18 protein-coding genes are annotated in these 17,290 nt (G+C 62.3%); 7 read left to right on the top strand and 11 right to left on the bottom strand.

Annotated elements, in window-relative coordinates:
• Window positions 1-104: 104 nt before the first annotated feature.
• From AB6804_RS22690 to AB6804_RS22680, 3 genes are all read right to left on the bottom strand, one after another.
• A complete protein-coding gene (locus AB6804_RS22690; protein ID WP_370888372.1) occupies window positions 105-998 on the bottom strand; it encodes a contractile injection system protein, VgrG/Pvc8 family in 894 nt (297 codons plus the stop codon).
• 79 nt (window positions 999-1,077) lie between these two features.
• Window positions 1,078-2,991 (bottom strand): type VI secretion system baseplate subunit TssF, encoded by a 1,914-nt coding sequence (tssF, locus tag AB6804_RS22685; RefSeq protein WP_370888371.1) that lies wholly within the window; start codon window positions 2,989-2,991, stop codon window positions 1,078-1,080.
• Between the two features lie 1,090 nt (window positions 2,992-4,081).
• Entirely contained in the window at window positions 4,082-4,432 is a 351-nt protein-coding gene (locus AB6804_RS22680) for a DUF3293 domain-containing protein (RefSeq protein WP_370888370.1), read from the bottom strand.
• Between the two features lie 177 nt (window positions 4,433-4,609).
• Here AB6804_RS22680 and AB6804_RS22675 point away from each other — a divergent pair, with 177 nt between their 5' ends.
• Window positions 4,610-4,819, top strand: coding sequence for a DUF1059 domain-containing protein (locus AB6804_RS22675; RefSeq protein WP_370888369.1), 210 nt, complete (start codon window positions 4,610-4,612; stop codon window positions 4,817-4,819).
• 13 nt (window positions 4,820-4,832) lie between these two features.
• Here AB6804_RS22675 and AB6804_RS22670 read toward each other — a convergent pair whose 3' ends face one another.
• The 5 genes from AB6804_RS22670 to AB6804_RS22650 all read right to left on the bottom strand — a co-directional run bounded on the left by AB6804_RS22670 (window position 4,833) and on the right by AB6804_RS22650 (window position 9,096).
• Window positions 4,833-5,699 (bottom strand): GNAT family N-acetyltransferase, encoded by an 867-nt coding sequence (locus AB6804_RS22670; RefSeq protein ID WP_370888368.1) that lies wholly within the window; start codon window positions 5,697-5,699, stop codon window positions 4,833-4,835.
• A 133-nt stretch (window positions 5,700-5,832) separates the two neighbouring features.
• Window positions 5,833-6,072 carry a hypothetical protein gene (locus AB6804_RS22665; RefSeq protein ID WP_035970419.1) on the bottom strand — a complete coding sequence of 80 codons (240 nt, stop codon included), beginning with the start codon at window positions 6,070-6,072 and terminating at the stop codon, window positions 5,833-5,835.
• Between the two features lie 412 nt (window positions 6,073-6,484).
• On the bottom strand, window positions 6,485-7,657 hold the full coding sequence (locus tag AB6804_RS22660) for an acyl-CoA dehydrogenase family protein (protein WP_370888367.1): 1,173 nt from the start codon (window positions 7,655-7,657) through the stop codon (window positions 6,485-6,487).
• 56 nt (window positions 7,658-7,713) lie between these two features.
• A complete protein-coding gene (locus tag AB6804_RS22655; RefSeq protein WP_370888366.1) occupies window positions 7,714-8,055 on the bottom strand; it encodes a nucleotide pyrophosphohydrolase in 342 nt (113 codons plus the stop codon).
• 51 nt (window positions 8,056-8,106) lie between these two features.
• Entirely contained in the window at window positions 8,107-9,096 is a 990-nt protein-coding gene (locus AB6804_RS22650; protein ID WP_370888365.1) for a 2-dehydropantoate 2-reductase, read from the bottom strand.
• A gap of 265 nt (window positions 9,097-9,361) precedes the next feature.
• On the opposite strand from AB6804_RS22650, the gene AB6804_RS22645 reads away from it, so the two are divergent.
• From AB6804_RS22645 to AB6804_RS22630, 4 genes are all read left to right on the top strand, one after another.
• The gene (locus AB6804_RS22645) at window positions 9,362-9,796 is read left to right on the top strand and encodes an Hsp20/alpha crystallin family protein (RefSeq protein WP_035970424.1); all 435 of its coding nucleotides are present in this window, start codon (window positions 9,362-9,364) and stop codon (window positions 9,794-9,796) included.
• 20 nt (window positions 9,797-9,816) lie between these two features.
• The gene (locus tag AB6804_RS22640; RefSeq protein WP_035970425.1) at window positions 9,817-10,221 is read left to right on the top strand and encodes an Hsp20/alpha crystallin family protein; all 405 of its coding nucleotides are present in this window, start codon (window positions 9,817-9,819) and stop codon (window positions 10,219-10,221) included.
• A 124-nt stretch (window positions 10,222-10,345) separates the two neighbouring features.
• On the top strand, window positions 10,346-11,125 hold the full coding sequence (locus tag AB6804_RS22635; protein ID WP_370888364.1) for an ABC transporter substrate-binding protein: 780 nt from the start codon (window positions 10,346-10,348) through the stop codon (window positions 11,123-11,125).
• Window positions 11,126-11,280: 155 nt separating this feature from the next.
• The gene (locus AB6804_RS22630) at window positions 11,281-11,613 is read left to right on the top strand and encodes a hypothetical protein (RefSeq protein ID WP_370888363.1); all 333 of its coding nucleotides are present in this window, start codon (window positions 11,281-11,283) and stop codon (window positions 11,611-11,613) included.
• A gap of 14 nt (window positions 11,614-11,627) precedes the next feature.
• Here AB6804_RS22630 and AB6804_RS22625 read toward each other — a convergent pair whose 3' ends face one another.
• Window positions 11,628-13,034 carry a PLP-dependent aminotransferase family protein gene (locus AB6804_RS22625; RefSeq protein WP_370888362.1) on the bottom strand — a complete coding sequence of 469 codons (1,407 nt, stop codon included), beginning with the start codon at window positions 13,032-13,034 and terminating at the stop codon, window positions 11,628-11,630.
• A 136-nt stretch (window positions 13,035-13,170) separates the two neighbouring features.
• On the opposite strand from AB6804_RS22625, the gene AB6804_RS22620 reads away from it, so the two are divergent.
• Window positions 13,171-14,499, top strand: coding sequence for an aspartate aminotransferase family protein (locus AB6804_RS22620; protein ID WP_035970432.1), 1,329 nt, complete (start codon window positions 13,171-13,173; stop codon window positions 14,497-14,499).
• A gap of 114 nt (window positions 14,500-14,613) precedes the next feature.
• The gene (locus AB6804_RS22615) at window positions 14,614-15,150 is read left to right on the top strand and encodes a carboxymuconolactone decarboxylase family protein (RefSeq protein ID WP_370888361.1); all 537 of its coding nucleotides are present in this window, start codon (window positions 14,614-14,616) and stop codon (window positions 15,148-15,150) included.
• Here AB6804_RS22615 and AB6804_RS22610 read toward each other — a convergent pair.
• On the bottom strand, window positions 15,147-15,908 hold the full coding sequence (locus tag AB6804_RS22610; RefSeq protein ID WP_035970435.1) for a slipin family protein: 762 nt from the start codon (window positions 15,906-15,908) through the stop codon (window positions 15,147-15,149). The genes AB6804_RS22615 and AB6804_RS22610 overlap by 4 nt on opposite strands.
• A 12-nt stretch (window positions 15,909-15,920) precedes the next feature.
• Entirely contained in the window at window positions 15,921-17,285 is a 1,365-nt protein-coding gene (locus AB6804_RS22605; protein WP_370888360.1) for a nodulation protein NfeD, read from the bottom strand.
• Window positions 17,286-17,290: the final 5 nt, after the last annotated feature.

The raw sequence follows: 17,290 nt of genomic DNA, 5'->3' as shown, positions 1-17,290 counted from the left end.
CAAATCGGCAGCTTGATGACCCCGGCGCTTCCACTTATAAACTCGATCTAACTGTCCGAACCAACGGCGCCACCTCTGCGCCTTAAATTCCTTGATGCTCATACTCAGAATCCCTTATTCACAAAAGCGGATCGAGCCGTGGCGCGTTTGAGCAGGCACTCAATGCAGACATCCTTTGGCAGCATAGGCATCTCAACAGGCAAGTTCTTCGGCCCGGTGAGGTTAGGCCTAGCCGAATGTACGACCCAACTTCCATTGGTTCCAGTTTCAATGCGCTTGCCTTCAGGCGAGTGATACAGGACCGAGTCGTACGCATTGCCGTGCTTCTTGTGCGAGCCGGGCGAATCGCACAACATGAGCTTCATCCCATCGAAGTGGTAGTACAGTCCCCACTCGCTCCAGAGTTGTTTTAGGAATTCGTAGTCGCTCTGCCAGAATTGTCTGATGAAGTCGCGCTTCGGAAAGACATTGTTGTTCAGTGCGACGGCAGCGAGGCGCTTGTCCCAAGGGAACGTATAGCTTTTCAGTACCGCCTCGGTGACGTCCAGGACGCTCATATCCTGGAACACCCGGTTATCGCGGTTTTGCGTCGCGAGCCACAGCCAGGGTCTTACGGTGAACCGGTAATAGACACGCCGTTCATCGCAGCCGGTCTGCTGCACTTCGGTGATGATGCCGTTGATCGTGCGCACGCCCGCGCCGACGTTGCCCGCGCCGAGATCGCCGGGCAGGCCCGGAATGAACGTTCCTTTGCCCTCGAATTCGACCTGAATTTCGATTGATTTACCGATCAGGTCATCGGGCTTGAGGAGCGTGCGCGCGTTCCAGATGCGAAACGTCGGGCTGTCGACTGAAGCGAGGTCGACTTCGAATTTATACAACTCGCCCAGCGTTTCGACGCCTCGCACGCGCTGAGGGATGAGGATATCGCTATCGCCCCACGTCGGCAGCGCCTTGCACTCGATCTTCAGCGTGCGGCTTTGCAGCGGATTAAACATTCGATACTGCTCCCTGATTCTTTTGTTTAAGTCACGGCATTGGCCGTGCGGGAATTTGTTCGACTCTTGTGCGTGCGCCTCACGCCACGCTGCGTGTCCCCGGTCGAGGCAGCCACTCGGCGATGCGCCCGCGCTGCTTCGAGTGCAGCACGGTCTTGGTGTAGGAATGCGCGGAAGCGTGTCGCGCGAGGTAGCGCTCTAAAACCACGCCTAGCGCGTAAGGACTCGTGCCTTCGAAGCCGTCCTCGTCGAAGCTGACGGCGCATTCGAGTGCGCACACCATCGGTGGAATCGCATGCGGCACCACACAATTGACCGGTGTGAGCGTCGCCGAGGACAGGCTTTCCACCTGTCGCCGCAGCGCCGGGATATCCGCTGACAGATAAAGCCGCAACAGGCTGCGCAAGCCCTCGCCCGGATTGGGCTCGTCGTAGCGGTCGTCGAAGTCCGCGTGTTCGATGGCGAGTTGCGCGAGCAATTGCCACGCTTTGATGCCGACGCCCATCGGCGGCCTCGATCGGCTCGGCGCACGCACCAGGCCGACGCTCGCAAGCGGCGCCGAGCCGGGCAGCTTCACGTCGCTCACGCCGTTGCAATCGAGCAGGCCCGGCAGGTCACGGTTGGTGAGCCACACATCGAAGGACAGATAGTTGATTTGCTCGTCGTGTTCGCCGGGTGTGTACGGCAGCCCGTCGCGTCCGACCAGCGACAGGAACGATTCGGTGCTGACATACGGTGCACGCGTACCGTACGAACGGCCTTTGGCTTTGGACAGCCGCTGCTCGCGACGCACGGTGAAGTAGCGCCCGTGACCTTCCTCATCGTGCAGCAGCGCCTCATGCAGCGGATAGAAAGGCAGTTCTTCTGAGCTCTGCTCCTCTTTAACCTGACCGATGGCGCGCTCGACGTGATGCACTTCGTGATCGAGCGCCGCCTTGCCAAACGGCATCAGGTGAATCACAGGCCCAAGGTCCTCGGTACGCACGGCCGCCGTTCGGGCCTTGAAGAGGTTGACGACGGGCACGCAGAAGAGCGCGAACATGTCGGCATTCACGCGCTCGGCCAGTTCGCTCGTCGAACGGTCCAGCAGCACGACAATCTCGGCCTCGCTGCCGTGGATGCGCGCGAGCCCGGCCTGTAGTCCTGTCAGCGTGAAGAAATAGAAGCGGCTCGGGCAGGAGAAGTATTCATGCACGAGGTTGTGACCAATGAACTTCGGCGCGGCAAGCGGCAATACCGTCTCGTCGGCGGTGAGCCCATCGTGGATGACAGGATCCGATGTCACGACATGCGGCACATAGCCTGCCTCGCTGAATCGTCCCGGCTCGCCGACGACCGAGACGACGGCTCCTGTATGGATTAATTCATGCAGGTGTGACGCGACGCGTTCATCGGCAGCAAGGTAAATCTGCAACCGATCCAGTCCTTGCAGCGAGGAGAACGGCATGCCCTCAAGCGTGCGCAAGCGCAGCCGCAACGCTCCTCGCACCCGCCGATGCGGCGGCACATAGCGGTCTTGTCCCTGGATATCGGGCGGAACGTGCGTGAGCCGGCCATCGACTAGCTCGATGGGAAATAAGGCGACGTCCTGCGTCGTGCTGAAGGTGCAGTCAGTCTTCTCGCCGTCCGGCAGGCGCAGCGACGTCACCTCGGCGCCGCGCTTGATCGTGTGCCCCGCGAGAAAGCCCGCCGCTTTGCCGCCCGCGTAGAAGCGCGCGACGGCGATGGACGGCGTGGGGGACAGATACCCCGGATAGACCGACGACAGCAGTGCTTGAGTGAGCAGCGGAAATTCGTCGTCGAAGCGCATCTGCATGCGGGCGTTGACGAACGCCGACGACTGGATCAGGCGATTAACGAAGATATCGCCCGTCTCCGAGCCGAGCATCAGGAGCCGTCTTGCGATCTTCGGATGACCCAGCGCGAACTCGCCGCCCGACGCCTGCATATAAAGGCGTTCGCGGTCGTATAACGGAAGCAGTCGCGGGTCCATCAGGCGGGCGCTCCCACGGTCAGAAATGAGCTGACACTGAACCGCCAGTGAAGGTTAATGGGTTCCTCGGTTCCGCAGTCCGCAGCGACATTCATCAACGCTTCCCTTCCAATTGGCCCATTCGACCGCGTCGATCGACTGCAAACGCGACTTGCATCGTCGACGCAGGCGTCCAGAGTTATCGCTCCGAGTATCAAATGTTTGCAAACCTCCCGATAGGTGCACAATTCTTAAAACGGAGAGTCGAAGCCCACTTTTATTGCGGCCTGAATGCGAGCGTGCTACGGCGCGTCAACGCATTCGAGCTGAGAGGCGGGAAAGTCCACAGCTATGAGTTCGTTGCTTGTTGTCAGTGACTAAGCGCCTTATGACGATCAGCCGCAGATAGAAGCGTAGAGGCATGGCGCAAGGCTAAGGTCAGGCGCGGCCTGCTCGCATCTCGTAGGCGCATGCGGGTCGCTTCGAATCGACTATCCGCAGCATCGGCATCGCAGCTCCAGCCATGTGCGATCTAGGCTTGCGTCGAGCCGTAACGGACGATTAGGTAAAGATGGTCGAATAACGAGTGCGAGTTACAACGGGAACGCCCGTGATCTCGCTCATGCTGCAGCGCCTTCTTAACGAGCAAGAACAACGGCCAAGGGCGCCGTAACACGCCGACAGCTTTTCATCCCACAGCGTCAGCGAGGTGTCGAGTGCGAACTGCGCTCGGTGACACCCTCAAGAAGGAAGTCTCACGATCCCTGTCATTTATTTCTCGGCTTGCCGAAGGACCAGGCGGCTGCTGAGGACGCGCTCACGCCGCAGTTCGACCCGCTCGAACAGCCCATCGGCGATGGCGTTCTAAAGCGCACGCTTCTTCGCGGTATCGCGCCCCTAGTTCAATGTCGCTCGAATGACGATGCAATTATCCGCGCCGCTGATTCCAAGCCAACCACGACCGACGACGAAACTCTCCACGCCATCCTTAGCGATAGTCTGCAAACGATCGTTCTCCAGCACGTCGAGCGGTAGTACGCATCGCGGGTTGCAAACCACTGCCCTATCGTCGCGCAAACTCACGCAACGCCTCAATTAGACCGGGCCGCCTTCAACGATACCGCCGATGCAACCGCAGCCGTGGCACACCGTCGTCGCGCACGATAACAACTGCGTTCTGCTTGAATACGGCCATTAGTTCATTGGCGACGAACTCATCGGCTCCGAGCACAAACAAACTAACTTCCGCTCCCCAGACACCGCCCGGATCGATACCTGCCCCCGCCAACGCAGTCCGCCCCAACCGCCCGATGTACGCGACCAGCGCGCGCTGTCGAACCGCGTTCTCGTGCTCGCCGAGTACTTCTCCAAACGGATTGAACGCCGTTACAAACACCGCGCTCGTCACGCCATGACGCGCCAGCAGCGAGGCAACCGCGTCGTTCTTCTTGTCGATGATCATGTCGATCGGCGGTTCGCCATCGATGCGATATATGGCTGAACGGTAAGCACGCAGCGTGTCGTCGGGAATCGAAGTCATGCGACACGTTACCGGAGCGCAAAGGCGCACGCAAACGCGGCCATCATTCACAAAACCAACGCCTATACTGAATTCAGCGTCTCATGCGAGGAGGATGCCATGGCACGCAAGTACATCGATTGCCGCGAGTTTCCGAGCGACACGAACTGCACGGTCGCCCTATCCGCCGACTCCGAAGACGAACTGTTGGAAGCCGCCGTGCAGCACGCGGTAAGCGTCCATCGGCATGAAGATTCGCCGGAGTTGCGCTCGGAGTTGAAGAAGCTCTTTCACGACGGCACGCCGCCCGTGGAGCGGCCAAGCGCGTGAGATTCGCGCTCCGCTAACCGAGTTCGAACGTCGTCACGCCGAATACACGATCGAGCGGCGCAGCGGGCGCCGCTCGCGTGTACATGCGCGCCGTTTCGAAGTCGCTGGTCATGTCGTGCTCGGCTGCGAGCGCGACGGCCGACGCATTGCTCTCCGGAACGTCGAGAAATACGGTTTCGCCTGCGATTGACGAAACCAGCGCCCGATAAAGCGCGCGTGCAATCGGCAAGTCATCGGCGAAAAGCGGGCCGATCTTGTATCCGTTACGGCAACGACGCACGACGCCGTAGCCGCGCACGATTTCGCCATCGACTGCGGCGAGCGCACGCGCCTCGCGCTGCGCGATCCACGCGCGCAAGAATGCCGGACGCGCCGACATGAAGCAGCGCGCATCGTAGTCGCACAGGCGATCGAACGGAACGCTCGACGCATCCGCTATCGCAACGCCGGACAATCGATCGTCACCACGCATCGCTACGGTTCGATAACGCACGTTGCGATAGGCCAGCACGAAGCCCGACTTTCGATAGTTAGGTTGCTGCGCAATGACGCCGTCGAGGCCGACGGTGCGTTCGCCCAGATACGCGACGCCCGCGCGCCAGAGACGTATTCCAATGCCTTTGCCGCGCCATTCAGGCCGCACGATGTAGAGGCCGATGAAGCCAAACGCGTCGTCGTAGGCCACGGCGGAAATGCAGCCGATGGGCTCATCGTCCCATGTCCCAATGAAAAAGCCGTCGGGGTCGGCAGCATGGAAGCAGCGCGCATCGTCGAGGCCGGGATTCCAGCCCTCCGCCGCGGCCCAGTCGAGCGCCGTGGCGAGATCGGCCAGGTTCATGCGACGGACGGTGAAACGAGCGTTATCGGGACCGGATGACATACGGCGCGCCTTATCGGAATGGGCGGTGCATGCAGTGTCGCGCGTTTGCGGCTTGGGGAAAAGACAGGCGGAAGAAACAGGCGGGGGAGAAGTGATGAACAGCGAAGGCACAGCGGCAAGGGCTATGCCATCACTACGTGCAGCCCGTACGCCGCTCGCTACGGCTAAAGCTTTGACGCGAACGCCAGTCTTCCGAGCGCAGCACGTATTCGCCGTCCTCGCGCGCTTCGTGTTCGGAGCCGAACCCTTCGTCGCTATAGGCGACCACTTTCATTCCGCCGCCGGCTGCGCGTTCAACGGTGATTCCCCAATGCCAACCGCCTTCCTGATGAAAGACATGTAGCGTCGGATTCGGTGATGTGGTCAGTTCCATATATGCGGCTCCTACAAGTCGACGTTCGCCATGCTTGCTGGCTTGACGCACGTTCTTGATGACGGACGCTTCGAGTTAGCCCCTTTCATGGGCAATGATTTCGTGCGGCAATGCCGGCTCCCTGAACAGCATACTCAATGAAATGCTGCGTCGCAACACGGGCTTTCCCCAGCGTGGTGTCGATGAAACGTTTAGCGGGCGAAGCACTAAACATAGAGGTAAATCGCTACCAGATGTAACGGTCATGCCGCGTGCGCCTGCAACAGATAGCCGCTCTTGCTTACGCTTTAGTTACGCTCGGCGTCCGCGTTCGGCAGCATCGTCGTCGGACGTGGCTTTACACCCACATGCCGACGACGCGATAAAAGCAGCCGCGTCATCGTCGTGCATCTCGCGCATAAGAGCGATGCATCTAAGCCCGCGGCTTATCTCCACGCAGAATACGTCGTGCGATGCTCCAGCGATGCACTTCCGACGGGCCATCGTAGATGCGGAACGCGCGCATGTCCGCGAAAATCCGCGCGACCACGGTCTCATGCGTGACGCCCTGCCCGCCCAGCACTTGCACCGAGCGATCCACGACGCGCCATAACGCTTCCGACGACACGACCTTCGCGATGCTCGATTCATGCTTGCCGAGCACGCCCTGATCGAGCACCCACGCGCAGTGCCAGATGGCAAGCCGCGTCACATGCAGGTCCATCTCGTTGTCCGCGAGCATGAAGCCGACGCCTTCGTGTTCGCCGAGCGCCTTTCCGAACGCCTGCCGCCGTCGCGCATGTTCGCTCGCGACATCGTGCGCGCGGCGTGCGGCACCGAGCCAGCGCATGCAGTGCGTAAGACGCGCGGGCGAAAGACGCACCTGTGCATAGCGAAAGCCTTCGCCCGGCTCGCCGAGCACGTTTGCAGCCGGCACGCGCAGGCCATCGAAACGCACCACGCCATGACCGCCCGGAAAACACGTATCGAGCGAATCCATCGAACGCTCGATCACGATGCCTTCGCTCTTCATGTCGGCGAGAAACATGGTCGCGGGGCCATCGGCGAACTTCGCCATGATGATCGCGACAGACGCGCCTTCTGCGCCGGTGATGAACCACTTGCGGCCGTCGATGACGTACTCGTCCCCATCGCGCGTGGCAATGGTCTGCAGCATCGCCGGGTCCGCGCCCGCGCCGGGCGGCGGCTCCGTCATGCAGAAGCACGAGCGAATCTCGCCCGCCGCCAGAGGACGCAGCCAGCGCTCCTTCTGCTCGGGCGTTGCGATGGCTTCCAGCAAATGCATGTTGCCTTCATCCGGCGCGGCGATGTTCAGCGCAACCGGCCCGAGCGGTGAATATCCCGCTTCTTCGAAGAGGATCGCCTTGGCGACGTGTCCCAGTCCGAGCCCGCCATATTCCGGCGATACATGGCTCGACAACAAACCCGCCTTGCGCCCCTTGGCGATGAGTTCTGCGCGCAAGTCCTCGTTCGGGCCATGCGGCGTGCAACGCGGATCGCGCTCGAAGGGCACGATCTCCTCTGCGATGAACGCGCGCACACGGGCTTGCAGTTCGGTCAGTTCGGGCGAAAGCGAAAAGTCCATCGGCGGTCCTTGGTCTTCGTTGAGTAAAGCGCGCTCAGCCTTGCGCGCGCCCTTGGTTATTCATCGTATTCGCTGTACTTGCGCGCATCGCCGCGAACCTTGTGCACCGGATACTTCACACGATTGATCGCCATCTTCTCGAGAAGCGCGCCATGGAGATCGACGTCGAGTGAATCCGCCAGCATGATCAGATAGGCGAGGACGTCGGCCATTTCATGGCGAACGGCGCGCAGTTTCGCGTCGTCGAGTTCGGTCTTGTCGCCAGTGGCAAGCCATGTGAACGGCTCGAGCAACTCGCTCGCTTCGACGCTCAGCGCCGCCGCCAGATTCTTGGGTGAATGGAAACGGCTCCAGTCCCGCTCTCGCACGAATTCGCGCAGCACATCGCGCATTGCCATGAGTTCGCTTGTTGCTTTGCTAGCGTCTGGCTGATTCATTCGTCGTCTCACTCATTGCAATTGCGCGGGATAAAGGCCCAGCGTGCGCGCGTGCAATCGTGCAAGGCCGAGCAGCGCATTGATGAAAGGCGTGGGCACGCCGGTCATCGCGCCGAGTTCGTGGACCGAAGCAACGAGCGCATCGAGTTCGACGGCCTTGCGCGCTTCGACATCCTGCAGCATCGATGTTTTCATCGCGCCGAGCTTGAGCGTGACCGCGTGACGATCGGCCGGTTCCTGTTCGATCGCGATGCCGAAGCGCGCGCCAATCTCTTTCGCTTCGAGCATCACCTGAGTGACGAAGTCGCGCACCAGGTCATCGCCGAGGATCCGATCCGTGGTCGCGCCGGTGATCGCGCTGATCGGGTTCATCGTCATGTTGCCCCACAGCTTGAACCACACATCGCGCTGGATCTGCGGCGACATGGACGCGTCGAAACCCGCCTTGGCGAGAAGCTCGACGAGCGATTCGACTCGCTCGCTCGGTTCGCCGCTCGCCTCGCCAAGAATAAGCCCCTTGCCCTGTCGATGACGGATGACGCCCGGCGCTTCGACAAAGCAGCTTGCATGCACGACGCAGCCGACCGTCTGCGCGACGGGGATGGCCGCAGCGATCGCGCCATGCGGGTCGACCGATGCGAGACGCCGGCCGGCGAACGCGTCGCCCAAGCCTTCGCAGAACCACCACGGCACGCCGTTCATCGCGGTCAGCACGGTGGTCTGCGATCCGATCAGCGGCGCGATGTGCGCGGCCACCGATTCCATCGCCGGCGCTTTGACTGCGATCACGACCAGGTCCTGCGGCCCGAGATCTGCCGGTGCGGCGCTCGTCTTCACCTGCACCTCATGCGTCGCGTCCTGTTCGACGAGCCTCAGGCCGTGCGTCTGCAGCGCGTCGAGCGTCGCACCGCGTGCGACGACGCTGACATCGCATCCTGCCTGCGCGAGCTTCACGCCGATCCACCCGCCGATCGCCCCTGCGCCGTATATGCAAACCTTCATCGTGCCGTCCTCGCCATGAGCCGTGAAGCGCTCATTGTAAGAGCAGTCGCGCGCTTTGCACGACTGGTGCAAACGATCGAATTTAAGCGCGGCAGGCGCTTTTTCAAGAGCGCGGAAACGAATAAAAAAGCACGTTGAAATTGCACGATGCGCTATTGAAACGATAGACGCCGCTCCTATTTTCGATGCAACGGCGGCGGCGCGATTCGCGGCCTTCAACGATCAACCTGTCGATCAACCTATTCGCATTATCGGAGGCTGGACCATGAGTGACTTTTACTTTGGCGGCGACCTGTTTCAGGAGCTGGACCGCATGCAACGGCAAGTGTCGAATCTGTTCGGCAATCTTCCTTCGAGCATTCGTTCGAGCCGCACCGATGTCTTTCCGCAATTGAATATCGGCAGCACCGACGACGCTGTCGAAATCGTGGCGTTTGCGCCGGGCGTCGATCCCGCATCGCTCGATGTCACCGTCGACAAAGGCACGCTGACGATCAGCGGCGAGCGCAAGGCCGAGACCCCGACCGAAGGCGCGCGCACTTATGCGAAAGAGCGCTTCACGGGCAGCTTCCGCCGCGTGATCGAGCTGCCGCAAAACGCGGACATCGACAAGGTCACGGCCCGTTATGAGAACGGCACGCTGTCCATTACCGTCGGCAAGCGCGAAGCGTCCAAGCCGCGCGCCATCACCATTCAGTAATCGAAGATCCGGAGCACACCATGACCGACACGACTCAGATTGCCCAGCGCAACGAAAGCGAAGTCACGCGCAAGAACGATGAAACGGTGCGCCGCGCAACGATTACGCCGCCCGTCGATATCGTCGAAGACAGCCACGGCATCACGCTATGGGCCGATCTGCCCGGCGTGCCGCGCGACAAGCTCGATGTAAAAGTGCATGACGCAAGGCTCTATATCGAAGCGGAAGCCGTCGTATCGGCGCACGCGGGATTGCGCGTGCATCATGCCGAAGTGCGCGCGCCGCGCTTTGCCCGCGCCTTCACTGTCAGCGATGATTTCGACACCACGAAGATCGATGCCAATCTCACGAATGGCGTTCTTAAGCTGACCATTCCGCGCCGCGAAGAAGCACGTCCTCGACGCATCGACGTGCGTTCGAACTGATAAAGCCGAGCGAACAATGGCCGCGAATATCGCGGCCATTTTTTTATCTGACGCGAGTGTCCCTTTATACTTCTGGCGGCGGTTTAGAACTACTCGAATCCATTGCTAAAGAAAAGGGACGATCGTGAATAGGCTGTTGACGGTGTTATTGGGTTCCATGCTGGCCGTGTCCATCGGCGCACAGGCGAAAGACTGGTCGACCATTCGTTTTGGCGTCGACGCCAGCTATCCGCCGTTCGAATCGAAAGCGCCTGACGGCAAGCTCGTCGGTTTCGATATCGATGTCGGCAATGAGTTGTGCCGCCGCTTGCAAGCGAAATGCGTGTGGGTCGAAAACGCATTCGACGGCATGATTCCGGGCCTCAAATCGCGCAAGTTCGACGGCGTGTTGTCCACCATGTCGATGACGCCCTCGCGCGTCAAGCAAATTGCCTTCTCCAGCAAACTCTTCCACGTCCCGACGCGCCTCGTCGCAAAGCGCGATTCGAAGATCGAGCCGACGGCGGAATCGCTTGCGGGCAAATCGGTCGGCGTCGAGCAAGGCTCGATGCAGGAGACCTATGCCAAGGCGCATTGGGGCGCTAAAGGCGTGACGGTCGTATCGTATGCGGATCAGGATCAGGTCTATGCGGACTTGCTGACTGGCCGCCTCGATGCATCGCTGCAAAACGCGGTGCAGGCGGAACGCGGCTTTCTGGAGACGCCGCGCGGCAAGCCTTACGCTTTTGCCGGTCCGGCGCTCGAAGACAGCGCGATCTTCGGTCCCGGCACGGCCATCGGCCTGCGCAAGGAAGACACCGATCTGAAGGACAAGCTCGACGGCGCCATCGCCGCGATGATCAAGGACGGCACGTACAAGCGCATCGAGCAGAAATACTTCGACTTCGACATCTACGGCGAGTGATCTGTGCGGTTTTCTCCGACAATTAACGCGGCCTTGCGATAGGGACTGTCGTTATTGCACGAACGGCACGCTGAAACTTACACTGGAAAACAAGATAGTTTCAGCGTTTCGCGGGTGGCCGCCATCGGCATGGACTTTGCATCGGATGGCGGCACATGGAGAACTGCTTCGGGGACATCATGCATCACTCGATCGAACCTCACGAGCTTGGGAAAATCGACCTCGCACGCTTTCAGATCGTGCAGGTTTCCGACGGCACGGATACCGTCGTGCTTTGGGAAGCGCCTGATCCGGAGACTTCAATGCCCCTGCACATGCAGGCCGCGACGCTGACCATTCGTCTGTGCGATCCGCTCAACCCGGTGCGCAGAAAGGACGTATGCGAGCGTTTGCAGGCGCATCTCGCCGCATCGCGAAGGGCGAACAAGAGCGCGGCCCGCCAGCGCACGCACGCGCATCGCTCGGGCACGGCGGAACACCGCGTCTGAGCAGCTAGCTGCGGCTAAAGCGATCCGCTCAGGAAATCCCACAGCGCGTCGTCGACGGAATACGGGACGTTGAAGCGAAAGCACGCGCTTGGCGCATCGCCCGGGCGGAAGTAGGAACCGGGCGCGAGCCAGATGCCGTGCTCGAGCGCTCGCGTCGCGACCGTGCCTGCATCCGAAGGATCGATCGGCAAACTAGCCCACACGAACAGACCTGCGCGCGGACGCCGGAACAAGGTCACGCCCAGTGCGTCCATGCGCTCTTCGACGAGCGCATGCGCGTCCTTGAGCTTGTCGGCCACGAATTCGACGTGCCGCGCATAACGCCCTTCCGTCAGCACCTTTTCGACGATACGCTCCGTCGCTTCGGACGAAGTCAGGCCCACGGCCATCTTCGTGCGCGCCAGTTCGCGCAGCACATCGCGCTCGGCAACGACGTAGCCGCATCGCAGCGACGGCGTGATGGTCTTCGCAAAACCGCCGACGTACAACACGCGATTCAAGCCTTCCATCGCCGCCAGCAATGGCGCGCCGGGCGGGGCCAGTTCGCGGTTCACATCGTCCTCGACGACCCACAGGCCATGACGCTCCGCAATCTGCATCAGCCGGAACGCGGACGCCATGCTGAACGTCGCGCCAGTCGGATTTTGCAGCGTCGTATTGAGGAAGATAGCCTTCGGCCGATGCTCGACCACGATGCGCTCGAATACATCCGTATCGATGCCCGCCACCGTGCGCGGGACGCCATGCACGTCGAGTCCGGCGAGCTTGAGAATCTGCAGCAGATTGCAGTAGCCGGGATCCTCGACGACCACCGCGTCGCCGGGGCGCAGCAAGGTACGCACGATCAGATCGAGCGCCTGCGTCGCGCCCGCTGTCAGCAGCACGTTGGTCGCGGCATCGACCGGCAAGCCATGACGATCCAGTTGCTCGGCAATACGTTCACGCAGCGGGGCGAAGCCGTACGGATGCCCGTAATCCGCGAGGCGCGCCGCCGGCACGCGACTCATCGCGCGCAACGCATGGTGCAGGCCGCTTTCGTTGACCCATTCGTTCGGCAGCCAGCCGCAGCCCGATTTGATCGGCACCGAATGATCGGCGAAGACATCGGAGAGCAGCCAGGTCGCCGTGAGGCTCGGCGGCTGCCACTCGACCGGGCGTGGGCGTCTGGAACGGTCGCGCTGCGCCACGCGATAACCCGAACCGCGCCGCGCGGTCACGAGCCCCATCGACACGAGCCGGCCGTAGGCTTCTGTCACGGTGAAGGTGCTCAAGCCCTGTTGCCCGGCCAGACGGCGCACCGACGGCAAAATTGCGCCCGCGCGCAGGGTCTCCGCTTCGATCGCGGACGAAAACGCGCGCACGAGTTGTTCGACGAGCGTCGGCGCTTGCCGTGAACCGCGCTCCAGCTTCAGTTCTATCATTCGATGGTTCGACCCGATGTCAGCCAACACAGTTTGCCGCATTTTGCCAGCACAGTTGGCAGCGCAGTAAAGCGACTGTCTATGCCGCGCAATTTTGTCCGGCACTAGAGTGAGCATTCTTTCCCGGAGACCCGTTATGAATGCTCGCCCCGTCATCGATGATCTGTCGTCGTTCTGGATGCCTTTCACCGCGAACCGCCAGTTCAAGAGCGCGCCGCGTCTCTTGGAAAGCGCGAAAGGGATGTACTACCGCTCGACCGATGGCCGCGAAGTGCTCGACGGCTGCGCGGGTCTCTGGTGCGTGAACGCGGGTCATTGCCGCGACGAAATCGTCGATGCCGTGCAGAAGGCGCTCGGCACGCTGGACTTCGCGCCGACGTTCCAGATGGGTCATCCGCTTGCGTTCGAGGCGGCGTCCAAAGTGGCCGCGCTGATGCCGGAAGGACTGGACCGCATCTTCTTCACGAACTCCGGCTCAGAGTCGGTCGACACGGCGCTCAAGATCGCGATTGCCTACCATCGGGCGCGCGGCGAAGGACAGCGCACGCGCCTCATCGGGCGGGAGCGCGGCTATCACGGCGTGGGCTTCGGCGGCATTTCGGTGGGCGGCATCGCGCCGAATCGCAAGACGTTTTCGGGCGCGCTGCTGCCGTCGGTCGACCATCTGCCGCATACGCATGATCTCGCCCACAACGCGTTTTCGAAGGGACAGCCCGCATGGGGCGAGCATCTGGCTGACGAACTGGAGCGCATCGTCGCGCTGCACGACGCATCGACGATCGCGGCGGTGATCGTCGAACCGGTCGCGGGTTCCACCGGCGTGCTGATACCGCCGAAGGGCTATCTGCAGAAGCTGCGCGACATCTGCACGAAGCACGGCATCCTGCTGATTTTCGATGAAGTCATCACCGGCTTCGGCCGTCTCGGCGCAGCGACCGCGAGCGCGTTCTTCGGCGTGACGCCCGACCTCATCACGATGGCCAAGGCGATCAACAACGCGGCCATTCCGATGGGCGCAGTCGCCGCGCATCGCCGGGTGCACGACGCCATTGTCGATGCAGGCGCGGCCAACGCCATCGAACTCTTTCACGGCTACACATATTCCGCGCATCCGGCAGCGACTGCGGCGGCCATCGCCACACTCGATCTTTACGCACGCGACAAGCTCTTCGAGCGGGCGGCATCGAAGGCGGAGAAGTTCGAAAGCGCGGCGCACGCGCTGCGCGACGCGCCTTTCGTGAAGGACATTCGCAATCTCGGACTCGTCGCCGGGATCGAGCTCGAATCGCGCGAAGGCGCGCCGGGCGCGCGCGCCTACGAGGTCTTCGTCAAGTGCTTCGAGGCGGGCGTGCTGGTGCGCTATACCGGCGACATCCTCGCGTTCTCGCCGCCGCTCATCATCGAAGACGATCAGATCGATCAGATCTTCGGGACCGTGCGAAAGGTGCTGGAAAGCGTGAAGTAGGTTTGAGACGATCGCGCGTGTCTATGAGACGCGCGCGCATTCACGCCGATGCGGTGCGCCCCTACAGTTGAGCCATGCCATGCAGATGGCGATCAACGAACCCAGGAGCGCACCATGTCACGTCTTTCTCAGCTCAACGTCAACGAAGCCAGCGGCAAGACCGCCGAACTTTTCACCGCCATCAAAAAAGCCGCCGGCCGCGTGCCGAACGCGTATGCGACGGTCGGCACGCACAGCCCCGGCGCACTCGGCGCGGCGCTCGCCAACGATGCCGTGCTCGCGAAGAGCAGTCTCGACAAGGCCGATGCCGAAGCGATCAAGCTCGCCGTCAGCGAACTCGCGGGCTGTGACTACTGTGCTGCGGCGCATACGATCGTCGGCAAGATGGCCGGCCTCACGCAACTCGAAACGCAGCAGATCCGCGCGGGCGAGGCGACCGGCAACGCCAAGCGCGATGCCCTCGTGCGCTTCGTGCGGCAAGTGGCGGATTCGCGCGGCACCGTCGATGCCCGCGTCCTCGCCGATGTGCGCGAAGCCGGCTACACCGAAGCGCAAGTCATCGACGCGCTGTTCGCGATGAGCGTCATCAACTTCACGAACCTCGTCAATCGCGTGAATGACACCACGCTGGATTTCCCCGCGCTGATCTAAGGCTTCGTGAAGCGATCGACGATCGTGCTGACCAGATCCACTGGCACCGGAAAGACGATCGTCGAGTTCTTGTCGCCGGCGATCGTCGTCAGCGTTTGCAAGTAGCGCAACTGCATCGCCTGCGGCGCCTGAGCGAGCATCTGCGCCGCCTGCAGCAGCTTCTCGGACGCCTGCAATTCGCCTTCCGCATGAATGATTTTCGCGCGACGCTCGCGCTCGGCTTCGGCCTGACGGGCGATCGCGCGAATCATCGTCTCGTTGATGTCCACGTCCTTGATCTCCACGTTCGATACCTTGATGCCCCACGCATCGGTCTGCGCATCAAGTACGCGCTGAATGTCGCTGTTGAGGCGCTCGCGCTCGGACAGGAGTTCGTCCAGTTCGTGCTTGCCGAGGATCGCGCGCAGCGTGGTTTGCGATAGCTGGCTCGTCGCATCCAGAAAGCGCGCGACCTGAATCACGGCCTTCTCCGGATCGACGACGCGAAAGTACACCACGGCGTTCACCTTCACCGACACGTTGTCGCGCGTGATGACGTCCTGCGGCGGCACGTCGAAGACGACCGTGCGCAGGTCCATGCGAACGACCTGCTGTACCACCGGAATGATCAGCACGAGCCCCGGTCCTTTCACCTTCCAGAAGCGCCCGAGCATGAACACGACGCCGCGCTCGTACTCCCGAAAAATCCGCACCGCCGACGCCAGAAGGAAAATGACGAGCGCAATCACGATGCCGCTAAAGCCGAAAGTAAGCCCCATGTCCCTAGCCTCTCAAGCTGCCTGCTTACGTTGATCTTCGAGCGGCTCGACGGTGAGCGTGAGCCCGTCGCGCGTGACGACCCGCACGCGCTCGCCCGCACCCGGCAAGCCGCCCGTACCGGTCGCCAGCACGCGCCAGCGTTCGCCGTGCACGCGCGCCCATCCGCTGCCGCCGTCCGACTCCAGCATCACGCCGATGCTGCCCAACATCGCCTCGCCGCCGCTCACGACGGGACGCTTGCGCGCCTTCAACGCGATGCCCGACACCGCGAACACGAAAAGCGCCGTGGTCGCCGCAAGCGCGAGCACGATGCCGATCGGAACCCCGAAGCCGGGCACGTCGGTGTCGATCAGCATCAGCGCGCCGATCGCGAAGGCCACGATTCCGCCGATGCCGAGTGCGCCGAACGTCGGCAGGAACATCTCCGCGATCAGACAGCCGGTGCCGAGCAGAATCAGTCCCAGCCCGACGTAGCTGATCGGCAGGAGTTGCAGCGCGAACAACCCGACGAGCAGGCAGATCGCGCCGGCGACGCCCGGCAGCACGAAGCCCGGATTGGCGAACTCGAAAAAGAGCCCGTACATGCCGATCATCATCAGAATCAGCGCGACGCTCGGATCGGTGATGGCCGCGAGAAAGCGGCTGCGCCAGTCGGGCTGCAGGGCGATGACCGGCGCCGCCCGCGTCGCGAGGATGCGTTCGCCCAGCGCGGTCCGCACGTGGCGGCCGTCGAGTTTCGCGATCAGATCGGGCGTGTCGGTGGCGGTCAGGTCGATCACTTTCTGCGCGAGCGCTTCGTTCGCCGACAGCGCGACGGCCTCGCGCACCGCGCGCTCCGCCCATTGCTCGTTGCGGCCCCGCAATTGCGCGAGGCCGCGGATATAGGCGGCGGCGTCCTGCACCTGCTTGCGCGTTTCAGCGGTCGACTCGTCGGGCGATGACGCCGCCCGCTCCTTGCCGCCCATGCCGATCTGGATCGGCGTGGCCGCGCCGAGATTCGTGCCGGGCGCCATTGCGGCGATATGACTGGCATAGACGATGTACGTGCCCGCGCTCGCCGCCCGCGCCCCGCTCGGCGCGATGAACGCGGCCACCGGCACCGGCGACGCGAGAATCGCCTGGATGATGGCGCGCATCGAAAGGTCGAGGCCGCCGGGCGTGTCGATGCGCAGCACGGCGAGTTGCGCGTGTTCGTCGGCGGCGCGGGAAAGCGAGCGCACGACGAAGTCCGCGCTCGCCGGGCCGATTGCGCCCGACAGCGGGATCACGACCACCGGCGCGGCGGCGTTCGCTCGCAGCGCGACGAAGCCGAGCGCCGCCGCCAGCAGGAAGCGTCGGACGAAGCGGAGTAGCCAGTCAGCGGAATTCGTTGTCATCGGCA

The organism is Caballeronia sp. RCC_10 (assembly GCF_041360715.1).
Classification (GTDB): Bacteria; Pseudomonadota; Gammaproteobacteria; order Burkholderiales; family Burkholderiaceae; genus Caballeronia; species Caballeronia grimmiae.
This window is presented reverse-complemented; position numbering and strand designations above follow the sequence as displayed.

Excerpts from the sequence above, each read along its gene's own strand:
- AB6804_RS22610 (WP_035970435.1), bottom strand. The coding sequence starts at position 15,908 with ATGGGGCTTACTTTCGGCTTTAGCGGCATCGTGATTGCGCTCGTCATT.
- AB6804_RS22665 (WP_035970419.1), bottom strand. The coding sequence starts at position 6,072 with ATGGAACTGACCACATCACCGAATCCGACGCTACATGTCTTTCATCAG.
- tssF (WP_370888371.1), bottom strand. The coding sequence starts at position 2,991 with ATGGACCCGCGACTGCTTCCGTTATACGACCGCGAACGCCTTTATATG.
- AB6804_RS22605 (WP_370888360.1), bottom strand. The coding sequence starts at position 17,285 with ATGACAACGAATTCCGCTGACTGGCTACTCCGCTTCGTCCGACGCTTC.
- AB6804_RS22670 (WP_370888368.1), bottom strand. The coding sequence starts at position 5,699 with ATGTCATCCGGTCCCGATAACGCTCGTTTCACCGTCCGTCGCATGAAC.
- AB6804_RS22660 (WP_370888367.1), bottom strand. The coding sequence starts at position 7,657 with ATGGACTTTTCGCTTTCGCCCGAACTGACCGAACTGCAAGCCCGTGTG.
- AB6804_RS22680 (WP_370888370.1), bottom strand. The coding sequence starts at position 4,432 with ATGATCATCGACAAGAAGAACGACGCGGTTGCCTCGCTGCTGGCGCGT.
- AB6804_RS22655 (WP_370888366.1), bottom strand. The coding sequence starts at position 8,055 with ATGGCAATGCGCGATGTGCTGCGCGAATTCGTGCGAGAGCGGGACTGG.
- AB6804_RS22630 (WP_370888363.1), top strand. The coding sequence starts at position 11,281 with ATGGAGAACTGCTTCGGGGACATCATGCATCACTCGATCGAACCTCAC.
- AB6804_RS22640 (WP_035970425.1), top strand. The coding sequence starts at position 9,817 with ATGACCGACACGACTCAGATTGCCCAGCGCAACGAAAGCGAAGTCACG.
- AB6804_RS22675 (WP_370888369.1), top strand. The coding sequence starts at position 4,610 with ATGGCACGCAAGTACATCGATTGCCGCGAGTTTCCGAGCGACACGAAC.
- AB6804_RS22690 (WP_370888372.1), bottom strand. The coding sequence starts at position 998 with ATGTTTAATCCGCTGCAAAGCCGCACGCTGAAGATCGAGTGCAAGGCG.
- AB6804_RS22620 (WP_035970432.1), top strand. The coding sequence starts at position 13,171 with ATGAATGCTCGCCCCGTCATCGATGATCTGTCGTCGTTCTGGATGCCT.
- AB6804_RS22650 (WP_370888365.1), bottom strand. The coding sequence starts at position 9,096 with ATGAAGGTTTGCATATACGGCGCAGGGGCGATCGGCGGGTGGATCGGC.
- AB6804_RS22645 (WP_035970424.1), top strand. The coding sequence starts at position 9,362 with ATGAGTGACTTTTACTTTGGCGGCGACCTGTTTCAGGAGCTGGACCGC.
- AB6804_RS22625 (WP_370888362.1), bottom strand. The coding sequence starts at position 13,034 with ATGATAGAACTGAAGCTGGAGCGCGGTTCACGGCAAGCGCCGACGCTC.
- AB6804_RS22615 (WP_370888361.1), top strand. The coding sequence starts at position 14,614 with ATGTCACGTCTTTCTCAGCTCAACGTCAACGAAGCCAGCGGCAAGACC.